At 38.9% G+C, this 16,473-nt stretch carries 13 protein-coding genes, 1 riboswitch and 1 other annotated feature; of the genes, 9 read left to right on the top strand and 4 right to left on the bottom strand.

Going from position 1 to position 16,473, the window contains the following annotated elements; genetic code table 11:
• The first annotated feature begins 173 nt into the window (after positions 1-173).
• A complete protein-coding gene (locus MHB40_RS18985) occupies positions 174-641 on the top strand; it encodes an NUDIX domain-containing protein (RefSeq protein WP_342533222.1) in 468 nt (155 codons plus the stop codon).
• Positions 625-1,401 (top strand): prolyl oligopeptidase family serine peptidase, encoded by a 777-nt coding sequence (locus tag MHB40_RS18980; RefSeq protein ID WP_342533221.1) that lies wholly within the window; start codon positions 625-627, stop codon positions 1,399-1,401. The genes MHB40_RS18985 and MHB40_RS18980 overlap by 17 nt, the downstream gene beginning before the upstream one ends.
• 66 nt (positions 1,402-1,467) lie before the next feature.
• On the opposite strand, the gene pckA is transcribed toward MHB40_RS18980, so the two are convergent.
• Positions 1,468-3,054, bottom strand: coding sequence for a phosphoenolpyruvate carboxykinase (ATP) (pckA, locus tag MHB40_RS18975; protein WP_205445109.1), 1,587 nt, complete (start codon positions 3,052-3,054; stop codon positions 1,468-1,470).
• A gap of 389 nt (positions 3,055-3,443) precedes the next feature.
• Positions 3,444-3,562: riboswitch (SAM riboswitch) on the top strand.
• Positions 3,563-3,820: 258 nt separating this feature from the next.
• On the opposite strand from pckA, the gene metK reads away from it, so the two are divergent.
• Positions 3,821-5,017, top strand: coding sequence for a methionine adenosyltransferase (gene metK / locus MHB40_RS18970; protein WP_205445107.1), 1,197 nt, complete (start codon positions 3,821-3,823; stop codon positions 5,015-5,017).
• A gap of 179 nt (positions 5,018-5,196) precedes the next feature.
• Here metK and MHB40_RS18965 read toward each other — a convergent pair whose 3' ends face one another.
• Positions 5,197-5,709: a gamma carbonic anhydrase family protein gene (locus MHB40_RS18965; protein ID WP_342441334.1), complete on the bottom strand. Its 513-nt coding sequence runs from the start codon at positions 5,707-5,709 to the stop codon at positions 5,197-5,199.
• A gap of 134 nt (positions 5,710-5,843) precedes the next feature.
• Between MHB40_RS18965 and MHB40_RS18960 the strand changes: the two genes are divergently transcribed.
• Both MHB40_RS18960 and MHB40_RS18955 read left to right on the top strand, forming a co-directional pair.
• Positions 5,844-6,650: an alpha/beta hydrolase gene (locus MHB40_RS18960; RefSeq protein WP_205445104.1), complete on the top strand. Its 807-nt coding sequence runs from the start codon at positions 5,844-5,846 to the stop codon at positions 6,648-6,650.
• Positions 6,651-6,777: 127 nt separating this feature from the next.
• Entirely contained in the window at positions 6,778-8,286 is a 1,509-nt protein-coding gene (locus tag MHB40_RS18955) for an alanine/glycine:cation symporter family protein (RefSeq protein ID WP_342441333.1), read from the top strand.
• 70 nt (positions 8,287-8,356) lie between these two features.
• Here the strand turns inward: MHB40_RS18955 and MHB40_RS18950 are convergent, their stop codons facing one another.
• Positions 8,357-8,932, bottom strand: a complete 576-nt coding sequence (locus MHB40_RS18950; protein WP_342441332.1) for a class I SAM-dependent methyltransferase — start codon at positions 8,930-8,932, stop codon at positions 8,357-8,359.
• Positions 8,929-9,885, bottom strand: coding sequence for a TIGR01212 family radical SAM protein (locus tag MHB40_RS18945; RefSeq protein WP_205445098.1), 957 nt, complete (start codon positions 9,883-9,885; stop codon positions 8,929-8,931). The genes MHB40_RS18950 and MHB40_RS18945 overlap by 4 nt, the downstream gene beginning before the upstream one ends.
• Before the next feature lie 236 nt (positions 9,886-10,121).
• Between MHB40_RS18945 and MHB40_RS18940 the strand changes: the two genes are divergently transcribed.
• From MHB40_RS18940 to leuS, 4 genes are all read left to right on the top strand, one after another.
• A complete protein-coding gene (locus tag MHB40_RS18940; protein ID WP_342533220.1) occupies positions 10,122-11,300 on the top strand; it encodes an MFS transporter in 1,179 nt (392 codons plus the stop codon).
• A 146-nt stretch (positions 11,301-11,446) separates the two neighbouring features.
• Complete coding sequence (locus MHB40_RS18935; protein ID WP_205445095.1) at positions 11,447-11,794, top strand: metalloregulator ArsR/SmtB family transcription factor; 348 nt, start codon at positions 11,447-11,449, stop codon at positions 11,792-11,794.
• A 56-nt stretch (positions 11,795-11,850) separates the two neighbouring features.
• Complete coding sequence (gene sulP / locus MHB40_RS18930; protein ID WP_342533219.1) at positions 11,851-13,593, top strand: sulfate permease; 1,743 nt, start codon at positions 11,851-11,853, stop codon at positions 13,591-13,593.
• 65 nt (positions 13,594-13,658) lie between these two features.
• Positions 13,659-13,869, top strand: a binding site (T-box leader).
• 86 nt (positions 13,870-13,955) lie between these two features.
• The gene (leuS, locus tag MHB40_RS18925; RefSeq protein WP_342533218.1) at positions 13,956-16,373 is read left to right on the top strand and encodes a leucine--tRNA ligase; all 2,418 of its coding nucleotides are present in this window, start codon (positions 13,956-13,958) and stop codon (positions 16,371-16,373) included.
• The last annotated feature ends 100 nt before the right edge of the window (positions 16,374-16,473 follow it).

Below are 16,473 nucleotides of genomic sequence, written 5' to 3'. Positions count from 1 at the left end.
GAGTTGCTTGTCTTTGTAGAATTACACTATAGTTATTATAGATAGGAATAGGAATAGGAATAGGAATAGGAATAGGAATAGGAATGATGATTAAATTCTGTCCATAAATATAGAAGTAATGAAGAAGAGAGTAACTTTTGTTTTGCAACAAGAAAGAACGTGAGGTTGAAGAGATGTTAACATTTACAGATTTACATGGCCTACAAGTAGATTTGAGTTTTACAAGAGGCGAATTTAAAGTAGAACCTAAACACGTCCTTGTCCTTTTAAAGCATGAAAATAAATGGTTATGTACGGTTCATAAACGACGTGGTGTAGAAGTACCAGGGGGGAAATTAGAAGAAGGCGAAACATTAGAGGAGGCGGCGATTCGAGAAGTTTTTGAAGAAACGGGTGTTCATGTGAAAAATCTTCAATGGTTCGCAGAGTATGCAGTGCATGATGAAATCGTTTTTTGTAAAACCGTTTTCACTGCACAATTTTTAGCGCAAGAGGACATCGAATTTGATTTAGAAACGTCAGGCATGCTTTGGTTAACAGATGAAGAATTTACCCAGCATCCTAACTTGAGTTTTCATATGAAGGATGAGGGAATGAAGAAAATGCTGGAGGAGTTGAAAGACCGTGACATACAAGGGTGAAATTGTGGAAAAACGTGCCTATCCCTCACCCAATCCAGCCATACGACTAACAGAAATAACCTATCTATCACAGGGCTTACGTATAAAAGGATTATTAGCGGAACCAAAGACAGAAGGTACATATGATGGCTTTTTATATTTAAGAGGTGGCATGCAAAGCATTGGAATGGTAAGACCCTCTCGTATTGCTCAATTTGCGGCGCAGGGCTTTATCGTCTTTGCCCCATACTATCGTGGAAATCGTGGTGGAGAGGGTCGCGACGAGTTTGCAGGGGCAGATCGTTATGATGCTGTCTATGCCGTAGATGTACTCAAGCAATACTGTAATGACAATATCCATGTTTTTGGCTTTTCTCGTGGGGGAATTATGGCTCTTTGGACAGCCATTTTAAGAAAAGATATTACCTCGGTTGTCACATGGGCAGGTGTTTCGGATGCAACGGCCACTTATTGGGAACGCACAGATATGCGAAGGATGATGAAACGCATTATTGGAGGAACACCGAATCGTGTCCCAGAAGCGTATGATGCGCGAACGCCACTATTTGAGATAGAGCAGATAACAGCTCCTGTACTGATCATTCATGGCTATCGTGATGAAAATGTGGATATAGAACATGCCAGACAGTTGGCATTTTTTTTAGAGGATGCAAATAAATCATTCGAAACGTGGTATGATCTTAACTACGCACATCAATATCCACCAGCAAAAAATCGTGAAACTGTTCGTGCTCTTTGCAAGTGGATGAAACAACAATAAAGCATAGAAGAAAACAAAAAGACAAAGGGAACGAATAATTTGTTCCCTTTGTCTTTTATTTAGTCGTTATTTTAATGGGCCACCAAGTGTAGTGATAGCTTCAGAAACGTTTGAGAATTTCTTGAAGTTTTCGTTGAATAAGCCTGCAAGCTCAGCAGCTTTTGCATCGTATGCAGCTTTATCTGCCCAAGCTTCACGAGGGTTTAACACTTCTGAAGGTACACCTTCAACCGCTGTTGGAATGTGTAAACCAAACACAGCATCTTGTGTCGTTTCAACACCTGCTAATTTACCATCGATTGCTGCACGTACCATTGTACGTGTGTAAGAAAGTTTCATACGGCTACCTGTACCATATTCGCCACCAGTCCAACCAGTGTTCACTAGGAATACTTGTGCGCCGTGCTCGTCAATTTTTTGTCCTAACATTTCTGCGTATACTGTTGCAGGAAGTGGAAGGAATGGTGAACCGAAGCAAGTAGAGAATACTGGTTCTGGCTCAGTAACACCACGTTCAGTTCCAGCAAGTTTAGAAGTGAAACCGCTTAGGAAGTGATACATTGCTTGCTCTTTTGTTAATTTACTGATTGGAGGTAACACGCCAAATGCATCAGCTGTTAGGAAGATGATTGTTTTTGGATGACCTGCAACAGAAGGATCAACAATATTTTCGATGTATTGGATTGGATAAGCTACACGTGTATTTTCTGTTAGTGAACCATCATCATAGTCACAAATACGAGTTTCTGGATCAACAGCTACGTTTTCTAAAACAGAGCCGAAGCGGATTGCATTGTAGATTTCTGGTTCTTTTTCAGCAGAAAGGTTGATTGTTTTTGCATAGCAACCACCTTCAATGTTGAACACACCATTAGCAGACCAACCATGTTCATCGTCACCGATTAGCTTACGATCTGGATCAGCTGATAATGTCGTTTTACCAGTACCAGATAGACCGAAGAATAATGCCACATCGCCAGCTTCACCAACGTTTGCTGAGCAGTGCATGGAAAGAATACCTTGTTGTGGTAATAAGTAGTTCATGATACCGAAGATAGATTTTTTCATTTCACCAGCATATTCAGTACCACCAATTAAGATAATTTTCTTTTCAAGTGATACGATGATGAATGTTTCAGAAGCAGTACCATCAACCGCAGGATCTGCTTTAAAGTTAGGAGCTGAGATGACAGTGAAGTCGGCAACATGAGAAGCTAATTCATCTGCTGTTGGACGGATAAATAATTGATGAGCAAAAAGATTGTGCCAAGCGTATTCATTAATGACTTGAATGCTTAATTGTGAATCTTTGTCAGCACCTGCAAAGCCTTTGAATACGAATAACTCGTCACGTTCTTTTAAATATTTTATTACTTTTACGTATAGGTTATCGAACACTTCAGAGGAGATTGGTTGGTTGACTTTACCCCAGTCAATTTGATCTTTTGTGCTTTCTTCTTCTACCGTATATTTATCTTTAGGTGAACGACCAGTGTATTTGCCAGTTTCTGCACGAACTGCGCCATCTACTGTTAACATTGCTTCACCACGAGAGGTAGCTTTTTCTGCTAATTGTGGTACTGAAAGTTGAACATTAATGTTACCGCCGTTTAATAATTCCTTCAGTTCGTTTGCAATTTCTACTGAATTCATCGATTAAATACCATCCTTTTTTATAGTATTCCCTTGATTTAGAGGGATTTTTTCTTAATTTCAAAAATAGTATAACACAATTGCTTAAATAATCTATACTAATTAAGAAATTATTTTAGAGTTTTTATCACTTTTCAATAAACTGACAAAAAATAATGTTTTTCGAGTAGAATACCATCAATCCTACAGTAATTAGGCGCGAAAATTGAGCCACACATATGTTACCACAAGTAGCTAGGTATGTTGTAGGGATTAATTTGCTTCTATTTACATCATCATCCAAGTATGAAAAGTTTTTGTTTAATCTGTTCTTTCCTTTTTATACAGTAATACATAAGAAAATATTTGACAACGTTCGACCTTTTCAGTAACATGAGATTGAACGGATACTCTTATCCCGAGCTGGTGGAGGGTCAGGCCCTGTGAAACCCGGCAACCTGCATGAACTATTTCACGACATGCGTTGGTGCCAACCTGATGCAAGGGAACATCCCTTGAACGATAAGAGTGAAAGGTTACGCAGTCATTATTCCTTTCCTCATGTAAAGTAACGTGAGAAAAGGATTTTTTTATTGTTAAAAATCAATGTAAAGGTAAGTATATGTAGTTCTTTCCTTATTATAATGACGGATCTTTCGAAATCCTCGTGTTAAAAGCAGCAGTAACGGCTTGAGAGTTCAATCCTTAGGAGCGGACTTGACATGGGTAATGAGTACCGTATTCATACACAACTACTTATTGTAAGAGTATTTAGGAGGAAAACCAAATGACAAACCGTCGACTGTTTACATCAGAGAGTGTAACAGAAGGACATCCAGATAAGATTTGTGACCAAATCTCGGATGCCATTTTAGATGCTATTTTAGCAGAAGATCCAAATGCACGTGTAGCGTGTGAAACAACTGTAACAACAGGGTTAGTATTAGTAGCAGGAGAAATTACTACCTCTACTTACGTAGATATTAAAGGTATTGTTCGTGACACTGTAGCAGAAATAGGCTACACACGAGGTAAATATGGCTTTGATGCTGAAAACTTAGCGGTGCTTGTGGCGATTGGTGAACAATCACCTGATATTGCACAAGGTGTTGATCAAGCATTAGAGGCACGTGAAGGCTCTATGACAGATGCGGATATTGAAGCAATAGGTGCTGGTGACCAAGGCTTAATGTTTGGCTATGCATGTAATGAAACACCAGAGCTAATGCCATTACCAATTAGCTTAGCACACAAATTAGCACGCCGTTTAACAGAAGTACGTAAATCAGGTGAACTTGCCTATTTACGTCCTGATGGGAAAACGCAAGTAACGATTGAATATGATGACAATAATGTACCCGTTCGCGTGGATACAATTGTTATTTCAACACAGCATGATGAAGAAGCAACACTTGAACAAATTCAAGCGGATTTAAAAGAATTTGTTATTGCTCCAGTCGTGCCAAGTGAATTATTAGATGCTAACACGAAATACTTCATCAACCCAACTGGCCGTTTCGTAATCGGTGGGCCAAAAGGAGATGCTGGTTTAACAGGACGTAAAATCATTGTTGATACATACGGTGGTTATGCACGTCACGGTGGTGGTGCATTCTCTGGTAAGGATGCAACAAAGGTAGACCGTTCAGCGGCATATGCGGCACGTTATGTAGCGAAAAATATCGTAGCAGCGGGCTTAGCAGAACGTGCTGAAGTACAACTTGCCTATGCAATTGGCGTAGCTCAGCCTGTTTCTATTGCGGTAGATACATTTGGTACAGGTAAAGCGAAAGAAAGTGAGATCGTAGAATGGGTACGCGAGCTATTCGATTTACGCCCAGCAGGTATCATTAAAATGCTTGATTTACGTCGTCCAATTTATAAACAAACGGCTGCGTATGGACATTTTGGTCGTACAGATTTAAATGTACCATGGGAACAAATTGATAAAGCAGATGCACTACGAGAAAAAGCACGTTTATAAACTATTGAACTAAAGTAATGAAGTCGTTAGAAAATTATTCTAATGTATTAATAAGAAAAGGGGCAACATTGCCCCTTTTGTTTTTTTACAAAAAATGCCTCGCTAGGATTCGTGAACAAATTCGTTACACGGAAACGCGAGGGATTTTTTCGTTAGTATTGATTTTTTGTGTATGTTAGTTATTTCTGAAGCGATTTATAGTATTGACCTTTTTCTGCGTATTCTCGTACGATGCGTTCCATATCCTCTTTATCTTCTGCATTTAATTCACGGACAACTTTTGCTGGACGGCCTAATGCTAAACTATTCGGAGGAATGACTTTACCAGGAGGTACTAGGCTTCCTGCTCCAATAAATGCACCTTCTCCAATCTCAGCTCCGTCTAAAATAATGGAACCCATACCAATTAAGGCATTTTTGCGAATTGTACAACTATGTAAAGTGACTTGGTGTCCAACTGTTACCTCATCTTCAATAATGAGCGGATACTTTGGGCTTTGGTGTAAGCAGCAAAGATCCTGGATACTGACACGTTTACCAATAATCGTTGAGGAAACATCACCACGAATAACCGTATTAAACCAAATGGTTGTTTCGGCACCAATTGTTACATCGCCCGTAACAGTTGCGTAATCAGCAATGAAAACGGACGGATCGATCTTTGGCATTTTATCTTTAAATGGATAAATCATGAAAATCGCCTCTTTTCTTTCTATAATGTAGTATTATCGTATCAAATACGCAACTTTATGGAAATATAAAATTAAAATGTGCTATTTATTTCGCTATAATTAAAGTGTAATTATTTTTTAGGAGGACTATGTAAATGTGGAAATGGGAAGCTGATGGACAAGCAAAAGCTGTGATTGCTATTCTTCATGGTGCTTATGAAAATCACCGTTGGTACGCATGGCTGATAGAAAAATTAAGATTGGAAGGCTTCCACATAGTCATGGGAGATTTACCGAATCATGGGGTGGATGCAAGGTTTGCCCGTGTCCATGATGAGGACTTCAAATTGTACAATAAATATACAAGAAATCTGATTGAGAATGCTTTTTCATATAATTTACCAACTTTTGTAATAGGGCATGGGCTAGGCGCAACATTAATTCTCCATACAATGCAAAAGAGGCAATATGAATGTGCGGGTATTATTTTAACATCACCTTGGTTGCAACTAAAGCTATTACCAGGTAAATTAACAAATGCTTTAACGAGTTTAAGTGCATTAACAGCCAATGTCAAATTGACACATGACATTACTTTAGAGAAATTAACGCGTAATGTTGAAGGTAGAGAAGAAATGAAAGATGATGTACCGCTCATGTCTGTTGTTTCTGTGAAATGGTATCGAGAGCTTCAGCAGATGATGAAAAATTTAGTGATGCTGCCTAAAGGTGAAATGCCAAATATGCCTATGCTCATTATGACGGCTGAGAAAGATAAAATTACGGACACACGCCAAACTCGAAACTGGCTACATCAACAAGAATTTACGGAATTTCAGTTTAAAGAATGGGAAAATTGTTATCATAATTTATTTCATGAGGGAGAGCGTGAAGAGATTTTTATGTATATACGTGATTTTATTAATAATGCTCTTCGAAGAATTGGTTATATAATTAAATAGTTTTATACCCTTCCATTTACTAGGTTACTTACTTAAATATTGTTACTTGAAAATAATATTGTAATTTTCTGAAAAGTGTAATACTATAATGACTTAAAGTAAGGTATTTCAAAATTGGAGGGGTAAAATGGATGTAATTGTGGAGAAATTGAATGGGATTTTATGGGGACCATGGTTTATTTACGGTATTTTATTGATTGGGTTATTTTTCTCAATCATCACGAGGTTCCTACAAGTACGACACATCAAAGATATGTTTGTTTTAATGTTTAAAGGGGAAAAATCGGAAAAGGGAATCTCTTCATTCCAAGCAATGTCTATCGCATTATCAGGACGTGTAGGTACAGGTAATATTGCTGGTACTGCGACAGCGATTGGAATGGGAGGACCTGGTGCTGTCTTTTGGATGTGGGCAATTGCTTTCATTGGTGCGGCAACTGCGTATGTAGAGTCAACATTAGCTCAAATCTATAAAGAAGAGAAAGATACAGAATATCGTGGTGGACCGGCCTTTTACATAGAAAAAGGAATGGGCCAAAAATGGTTTGCAGTAATTTTTGCTGTGGCTGCTTTAATTGCAATGTTAGTTTTGATGCCTGGTGTGCAGTCTAATGCCATTGCAGGTGCTGTTGAAAACGCTTTCGGTTTGGATACATGGATCACAGGACTTATTATTGTTGTTTTATTAGGTGCCATTATCATCGGGGGTGTTAAATCAATCGCAAATGCGGCCCAGATTATTGTACCGTTTATGGCATTAGCTTATATCATTATGGCAATTGTCATTATCTTTATGAATATTTCACAAGTACCAACAGTTTTTGGTTTAATTTTTTCTAGTGCCTTTGGGGCTCAAGAAATTTTTGGCGGCATTATTGGTTCAGCGATTGCTTGGGGTGTGAAACGGGGAATTTACTCCAATGAAGCTGGTCAAGGAACGGGGGCTCACCCTGCAGCAGCTGCGGAAGTATCGCATCCTGCTAAGCAAGGAATTGTACAAGCAGCATCTGTGTATATTGATACATTATTAATTTGTTCTGCTACGGCATTTATGATTTTATTTACTGGTATGTACAATGTACACGATGAGAAGGCAGCTGAAGGAGCAGATCCATTTATTCATGTTGGAGAATTTAATAGTGGTGGATTAGCAGGCGATGAGCAAATGACTTTTGCAAAAAGTATTGAAGCAGGTGCAGCGTATACACAATATGCAGTTGACTCATCATTACCTGGCTTTGGCGCTCCATTTGTAGCCATTGCGTTATTCTTCTTTGCCTTTACAACAATCATGGCTTACTACTATATTGCAGAAACCAATGTCGCTTATTTATTTAGAGGTAGTACAGAAAAGATTTTCATTTGGATTGCGAAGATTGCCATTTTAGTTGCAGCCTTCTATGGTACAATCCGTACGTCTGGTTTAGCGTGGGCAATGGGCGATGTAGGGCTTGGTCTGATGGTTTGGATTAACGTTATAGCTATTTTAATTATTATGAAACCAGCTATTGTCGCATTGAAAGATTACGAGAAACAGAAAAAAGAAGGAAAAGATCCAGTCTTTGATCCTCGTAAACTAGGAATTAAAGGTGCAGATTTCTGGATTGACTATAATGAAAAACGTAATAACAAGTAGATAAAGATAAAGAGCAAGGCGATCAACTAGTTTCTATAAAACTAGTTGATCGCCTTTTAGCATGTCATCATTAAATAGGATATTCTTTCATTTTCTCTAATGCAATGACGAATGGTGGATCATTTTGTTGATTAAGAAATGCATATTTTAAGACATGGACATATTTTTGTGGAAGCTGACTTACATATTCAATGACCTTATCACGTTCTTCTTTTCCACCTGGATGACCATGATAAATAACAAGAACAATCAAACCGCCCACTTTCAAGAGCTTCAATAAATTTTCAATTGCTTGGATTGTTGTATTAGGTCTTGTAATAATATCATGGTTGCTTCCAGGTAAATAGCCAAGATTAAAAATAGCCGCAGTTACTGGCTTGTGTACAAACTGTGTGACTTCTTCATGACCTTTATTTAAAACGAGTGCGCGGTGTTCTAAACCATGATCTAAAAGTCGAAGGAGTGTCGCATCAACCGCCTCTTTTTGGACGTCAAAGGCATACACTTGTCCTTCATCCCCAACAAGTTGTGCTAGAAACAACGTGTCATGACCGTTTCCTGCAGTCGCATCAACAACCGTATCTCCTTCTTCTATACTATCCGTTAGTAGCTGCTGGGCATATTGTAAAACGCGTTGTAGTTTCATTTCGTAACCTCAGCCTTATAAAACTTCCCTTGCCAACTACCACGTCGTTCAAGCTCAGCGTCAATGCCATTCAAAACTTCCCATTTATTGACACTCCACATCGGTCCAATCATTAAATCAATTGGTCCATCACCCGTAATACGATGAATGACCATCTCTGGTGGTAAAATTTCTAATTGATCTGCTACTAGTTTTGTATACACATCTTGATCTAAAAATTCTAGCATACCTTTTTCATATTGCTTCACCATGGGCGTCCCTTTTAATAGATGAAGTAAGTGAATTTTAATGCCTTGGACATCTAATTGTGCGACTGCTCGTGCCGTTTCCATCATCATGTCATAGTCTTCAAGAGGCAAACCATTAATGATATGTGAGCAAACACGAATGCCATGCTTACGCAATTTTTCAACGCCTTCTACATAGGTTGCATAATCATGGGCGCGATTAATAAGATTGGCCGTTTTCTCATGCACCGTTTGAAGACCAAGCTCAATCCATAAATACGTTCGCTCATTTAACTCTGCTAAATATTCCACAACATCATCAGGTAAACAGTCCGGACGGGTAGCAATAGAAAGACCTACAACACCTTCTTGCGCTAAAGCAGCTTCAAATTTTTCTTTTAAAACCGGCAATGGAGCATGTGTATTTGTGTAAGCTTGGAAGTAAGCCATGTATTGGCCATCCTTCCATTTCTGATGCATTTTGTCTCGGATTTCAGCAAATTGAACATCGATTGGGTCTACCTTATTGCCAGCAAAATCACCAGAACCTGCAGCACTGCAAAATGTACAGCCACCAAAAGCGACTGTACCATCACGGTTAGGGCAATCAAAGCCTGCGTCTAATGCCACTTTAAATACTTTATGACCAAATTGATTACGTAAATAGCGATTCCATGTATAGTATCTTTTCCCCTCTGAAGGAAAAGGAAAATTCATCTCTGTCATTTATTTCACTCCTCTAACGCTCTATTCTATCATGTGCTTTTCGTTCCGTCATGGGGGAAGGGTATTATCATGATTTGGATGAAGAAAAATGGGAAGGAACAAGAGCAGGGGGCAACTAAATACGAATGAAAATAGGATGGAAGTCTTGTAAAAAAGGTAAAATTATTTTCCTTGTGCTTTTAAGTATTTCAGCATACACTAACTATTTAGAGAAGCGAAATAATGGAGGTCATCCTATGCCAAAACGTGTTTGGTTTTTAATTATCGGAATGCTTGTGAACACAACAGGCAACTCTTTTTTATGGCCTTTGAATGCCATTTATATGCATGATTATTTAGGCAAATCTTTAGCAATGGCTGGTTTTGTCTTAATGCTGAATTCTGCTGCTGGAGTACTAGGCAATCTATTAGGTGGCTATTTATTTGATAGAATTGGTGGCTATAAAGCTATTATGCTTGGCATCCTGTTAACGATTGCTTCATTAGTTGGCTTAACAATTTGGCATGGCTGGCCACATTATGTGTGGTTTTTAACGATACTAGGCTTTAGTGGGGGCATTGTTTTCCCAGGAATGTTTGCCTTGGCTGGAGCTGCTTGGCCAGAAGGTGGACGTAAAGCTTTTAATACTATCTATTTAGCACAAAATGTCGGTGTTGCAGTAGGGCCAGCACTTGCAGGTATAGTGGCAGATTATCAATTTGACTATGTGTTTAAAGTTAATTTAGGCATGTATATTTTATTCTTTTTTATTGCCTTATTTACATTTAAGCGTTTGGAGGCAGGCAGTATTGCACCTAAAAATGTCTTGAGCGAAAGTAAACGAATCGTAAACAAGGCACCTTTCTATGCTTTGTTAATAATTAGTGCATCCTCCGTTTTATGCTGGCTAGCGTATTCTCAATGGAGTGCAACCATTTCATCTTATACACAAGATTTAGGATTAGGATTAAAACAATATAGCCTACTCTGGACAATAAATGGCCTGCTGATTGTCATTGGGCAACCACTCATTGCACCGCTCGTAAAGCGTTGGGAAAACAATTTAAAGCGTCAGTTAGTATTTGGCGTAACGCTGATTGCTTTTTCCTTCGGCATTATTGCCTTTGCGAGTGATTTTAAAATGTTTGGAGTAGCGATGCTTGTCTTAACATTTGGCGAAATGTTTTATACCCCGGCATTACCAACGATAGCTAATCAACTGGCACCAAAGGGTCGACAAGGGTTCTATCAAGGCATTATCAATAGTGCTGCCACTGGAGGACGGATGATTGGTCCACTATTTGGCGGTATTATGGTGGATCAATTTGGCATGATTCCTCTTGTTTTAACATTAGTGGTCATTGTACTATTGGCAATTATTCCATGTCTAACTTACGATTACCCTTTAAAGAAGAACAAAATAGTAACAGATTAATCGTGTCGCAATGAAAAGAGCAAAAACGAGTGTTAAGCACTTGGTTTTGCTCTTTTTTTAATAGTAGATATTGAAAAATTCTTGTGACAGGATTACAATCATACATATTCAAATATTTGAATATGTAGTTATGTGGAGGGGTTTTTATGGAAGAGGGCTTACAACAGTTTAAGGCGGATTTTTTTAAAGCATTAGCACATCCGTTACGCATCAGAATACTTGAACTCCTTGTGGATGGTCATAAAAGTGTCAATGAGATTCAAGATTGCTTAGAGAAGGAGGGTTCCGCAGTTTCTCAGCAATTAAGTGTATTACGTGCCAAAAATATCGTTTATGGCGTGAAGGAAGGAAAAAAAGTTTATTATTCTTTAAGTGACCCAATGATTGGTGCATTACTTGGGGTGGCAAAGGATATTTTTAATAACCATTTGGTTCATACCATTTCGAGATTAGAGGAAATGACAAGTAATGAAGGTGACGAAGAGAATAAGTAAATCAATGATGATGAAAAATTGGGCTTTGCTTATTATTTCGAAGGGAAGATTTATCTATGAAGTCACTGTTTACAGGACGCTTTGAAGGGTATTCAGTTCATCATGTAAAGAAGGATTTATTGTCAGGAATTATTGTCGGAATCGTTGCTATTCCACTTGCCATGTCCTTTGCCATCGCATCGGGTGTGAAACCTGAATATGGGATCTATACGGCATGTATTGCAGGTATTATTATTTCTCTTTTTGGTGGATCCAAATATCAAATAGGAGGGCCAACTGGGGCGTTTGTGCCAATTCTATTGGGCATTGTTCTTACTTATGGCTATGAAGATTTATTGCTTGCGGGTTTAATGGCAGGGATTATGCTTTGTGTCATGGGCTTTTTTAAGCTAGGGACTTTAATTAAGTTTATTCCACGTCCTGTAACAGTTGGCTTTACAGCAGGTATAGCTGTGATTATTTTTACAGGTCAAATTGCCAACTTTTTAGGACTATCAAATGTTAAAAGGCACGAGTATTTTATCGCCAATATTCAGGAAATCATGAAGCAGCTTGGTACGACAAATATGTATAGTATTCTTACTGCCGTCCTATGCTTGGTGACAATATTGATCACACCAAAATTTTTTCCAAAGGTTCCTGGTGCATTAGCGGGTATCGTTGTCTCTACACTTGTGGCAACTTTCTTCTTTTCAGGACAAGTTGCTACCATTGCAACAGCTTATGGTCAAATTCCTAATACATTACCTCATTTTGCCTTACCGAACATCACGCTTGAACGATTACAACAACTTATTGGTCCAGCGTTTGTCATTGCGATGCTAGGTGGCATTGAGTCTCTATTATCCGCAGTTGTTGCGGATGGGATGACAAATAGTAAGCATAACAGTAATCGTGAGCTAATTGGTCAAGGGATTGCTAATATTGTGACGCCCTTGTTCGGTGGTATTCCAGCAACAGGGGCCATCGCACGCACAGCAACCAATATAAAAACAGGGGCAGTATCTCCTATGTCGGGTATCATACATGGTGTGTTTGTTTTAGTCACATTATTGTTATTAGCTCCATATGCATCTCATATTCCGTTAGCAAGTATGGCTCCGGTTTTGATGGTCGTAGCTTGGAATATGAGTGAACGACATCATTTTGCACATATCGTAAAATTAAAATCAGGCGATTCACTGGTGTTATTGATTACCTTTTTATTAACGGTATTCACTAGTCTCACATTAGCAGTTGAAGTGGGGCTTGTGCTGGCTGTGCTATTATTTGCGAAACGCATGAGTGAAAAGCTTGTTGTCACGAAGGTACTTCCAGACCATTCGAATAAAAGTGAGAAGGTACAGCCACATGTTGTGCATCAGCAGCATGATTGCCCGCAAATTAGTATGTACACAATTGAAGGGCCGTTGTTCTTTGGTGCTGCACAAATGTTTGAACAAACAATTGAAAGTACTTTGCATCAGCAACCAAGAGTTTTGATATTACGAATGGGGAAAGTGCCCTTTATGGATTCTACTGGAGAGGCATATTTTAGCAATATCATTGAAAACTATAAGGCACAGGGCGGTACTATTTTGGTAACGGGTGTGCAAGGTGATTTAAAGGATGCTCTTCAGCACAATGGTCTTTACGATAAAATAGGTGCGCAACATTTTTATCAACATACTGGAGAAGCGATTACAAAGGCTTTCAATTATTTAAACGCAAATCAATGTATCGGATGTCAACATTTTGCATTTCATGAATGCAAGGATTTATCAAAGCCTAAGGAAAAAAAGGAATTAATTGTTCAGTAATGGGTAAGCTGTAAACAAAGGCTTGTGCTTTTCAATACTTTCCATTAGAATAAATGCAATATCATGTAAAGACTGTGATGAGGAATAGTAGATTTGTGGTTCTTTTTAGAGAGCTAGCGGTTGGTGGGAGCTAGTAAGAAAGCAAGTTGAACTCGCCTTCTGAGTCTGCCCGCGTGAAACAGCGTGTGTCGTTTCTTCCGCGTTAAGGAAGCTTGAGCCGAGTGTAATCACTAATCTGGGTGGTACCGCGGGAGTACAAATTCTCTCGTCCCTTCTTTAAGAATGGGGCGAGTTTTTTTATTTTTTAAATATTTTGTCAATTATGATGGAGAGCAGCATGATCAATCGAAGGAGGAAAAAGAATGAGTTTTAATCATGAACAAATTGAAAAAAAGTGGCAGCAATATTGGGCTGATAACAAAACATTCAAAACTGAAAATGAAATAGAGAAGCCTAAATTTTACGCATTAGATATGTTCCCATATCCGTCTGGCGCAGGACTCCATGTAGGCCATCCAGAAGGGTATACGGCAACTGATATTCTATCGCGCTTTAAACGTATGCAAGGCTACAATGTACTACATCCAATGGGCTGGGATGCTTTCGGTTTACCAGCTGAGCAATATGCGCTTGATACAGGGAATGATCCAGCTGAATTTACAGCTAAAAATATTGCGACATTTAAACGTCAAATTCAAGAGCTAGGCTTCAGCTATGATTGGGATCGTGAAATTAACACGACTGATCCAGAGTATTATAAATGGACACAATGGATTTTTATCCAGCTTTATAAGAAAGGTTTAGCTTATGTGGATGAAGTGGCTGTTAACTGGTGTCCAGCACTTGGCACGGTCTTAGCTAACGAAGAAGTGATTGATGGGAAATCAGAGCGTGGTGGTCATCCAGTAGAACGCCGACCAATGAAGCAATGGATGCTTAAAATTACAGCCTATGCTGATCGTTTAATCGATGACTTAGAAGAAGTTGATTGGCCTGAGTCTATTAAAGATATGCAGCGCAATTGGATTGGCCGTTCAGAAGGGGCAGAAGTGACATTTACCATTGACGGTTCAGATCAAAACTTCACCGTTTTCACAACACGCCCTGATACATTATTTGGTGCTACATACTGTGTGCTTGCACCAGAGCATAAATTAGTGGAACAAATTACAACAGCTGACCAACGCCAAACTGTTGAGACTTATTTAGAGAAAGTTAAAATGAAATCTGACCTAGAGCGTACAGATTTAGCGAAAGAAAAAACAGGCGTATTTACAGGTGCTTATGCAGTGAATCCGATTAACGGTAAAAAAGTGCCGATTTGGATTGCTGACTATGTGTTAGTGTCTTATGGTACAGGTGCTATTATGGCGGTGCCAGCACATGACGAGCGTGACTATGAATTTGCGACTGAATTTGGCTTAGACATCGTTCCTGTACTTGAAGGTGGAGACATTAGTAAAGAAGCGTTTACAGGTGATGGTCAACATATTAACTCTGAATTCCTTAATGGCTTAAATAAAACAGATGGCATTGCAAAAGCCATTGAATGGTTAGAGGAAAAAGGTGTAGGAGAGAAGAAAACTTCTTATCGTCTACGTGACTGGTTATTCTCTCGTCAGCGTTATTGGGGTGAACCAATTCCAATGATTCATTGGGAAGATGGCACGATTACGCCAGTTCCAGAATCAGAATTACCATTAATGCTGCCAAAAACAGATAATATTCGTCCATCGGGTACTGGTGAATCACCGCTAGCTAATATTGCTGAATGGGTGAATGTTGTCGATCCAGAAACAGGCAAAAAAGGACGTCGTGAAACAAATACAATGCCACAGTGGGCAGGTTCTAGCTGGTACTTCTTACGCTATATCGATCCTACAAATACAGAAGCCATTGCAGATCCAGCGTTACTAAAACGATGGTTACCAGTTGATATTTATATTGGTGGCGCGGAGCATGCCGTATTGCATTTACTTTACGCTCGCTTCTGGCATAAAGTTCTGTATGATTTAGGCGTTGTTCATACGAAAGAGCCATTCCAAAAATTATTTAACCAAGGAATGATTCTAGGTGAAGGTAACGAGAAAATGTCTAAATCGAAAGGCAATGTCGTCAACCCAGATGAAATCATTACGTCACATGGTGCTGATACATTACGTTTATATGAAATGTTCATGGGACCACTTGAGGCATCTGTTGCATGGTCTACAAATGGTTTAGATGGAGCACGCCGCTTCTTAGACCGTATCTGGCGTCTATTTGTCAATGAAGAAGATGGCGCAATGTCAGCAAAAATCCAAGTGTCTAACGATCAATCACTTGAAAAAGCATACCACCAAACAGTGAAAAAAGTGACAGAGGATTATGAAGGCATCCGCTTTAACACAGCTATTTCACAAATGATGGTCTTTATCAATGATTGCTATAAAGCAGATGTGATTCCAACGGCTTATGCTGAAGGCTTTGTTAAAATGATAGCACCAATCGCTCCGCATATTGCAGAAGAACTATGGCAACGATTAGGGCATAAATCAACACTTTCATACGAGCAATGGCCAACATATGATGAAACGAAACTTGTAGATGATGAAGTGGAAATTGCCGTGCAAGTGGCTGGTAAAGTACGTGCGAAAATTGTTGTAGCGAAAGAAGCGTCAAAAGAGGATATCGAAAAAGTAGCGCTTGCTGATGAAAAAGTTCAAGAATACATGGCAGGAAAGAACTTAGTGAAAATCATCGTTATTCCAGGCAAACTTGTCAATATTGTCGTGAAATAAAGAAATATAAATTAAAAATGTACATTACTAAATTCAATTTTAGTGATGTACATTTTTTAATTTGGAGTAACCTTATAGCGATAAATGAGGAAAAAACTAC

Source organism: Lysinibacillus sp. FSL K6-0057 (assembly GCF_038630885.1).
Lineage (GTDB): Bacteria > Bacillota > Bacilli > Bacillales_A > Planococcaceae > Lysinibacillus > Lysinibacillus fusiformis_F.
This window is presented reverse-complemented; position numbering and strand designations above follow the sequence as displayed.

Coding starts and splice junctions, on each gene's coding strand:
- MHB40_RS18985 (WP_342533222.1), top strand. CDS start 174: ATGTTAACATTTACAGATTTACATGGCCTACAAGTAGATTTGAGTTTT.
- pckA (WP_205445109.1), bottom strand. CDS start 3,054: ATGAATTCAGTAGAAATTGCAAACGAACTGAAGGAATTATTAAACGGC.
- metK (WP_205445107.1), top strand. CDS start 3,821: ATGACAAACCGTCGACTGTTTACATCAGAGAGTGTAACAGAAGGACAT.
- MHB40_RS18965 (WP_342441334.1), bottom strand. CDS start 5,709: ATGATTTATCCATTTAAAGATAAAATGCCAAAGATCGATCCGTCCGTT.
- MHB40_RS18960 (WP_205445104.1), top strand. CDS start 5,844: ATGTGGAAATGGGAAGCTGATGGACAAGCAAAAGCTGTGATTGCTATT.
- MHB40_RS18955 (WP_342441333.1), top strand. CDS start 6,778: ATGGATGTAATTGTGGAGAAATTGAATGGGATTTTATGGGGACCATGG.
- MHB40_RS18950 (WP_342441332.1), bottom strand. CDS start 8,932: ATGAAACTACAACGCGTTTTACAATATGCCCAGCAGCTACTAACGGAT.
- MHB40_RS18945 (WP_205445098.1), bottom strand. CDS start 9,885: ATGACAGAGATGAATTTTCCTTTTCCTTCAGAGGGGAAAAGATACTAT.
- MHB40_RS18940 (WP_342533220.1), top strand. CDS start 10,122: ATGCCAAAACGTGTTTGGTTTTTAATTATCGGAATGCTTGTGAACACA.
- MHB40_RS18935 (WP_205445095.1), top strand. CDS start 11,447: ATGGAAGAGGGCTTACAACAGTTTAAGGCGGATTTTTTTAAAGCATTA.
- sulP (WP_342533219.1), top strand. CDS start 11,851: ATGAAGTCACTGTTTACAGGACGCTTTGAAGGGTATTCAGTTCATCAT.
- leuS (WP_342533218.1), top strand. CDS start 13,956: ATGAGTTTTAATCATGAACAAATTGAAAAAAAGTGGCAGCAATATTGG.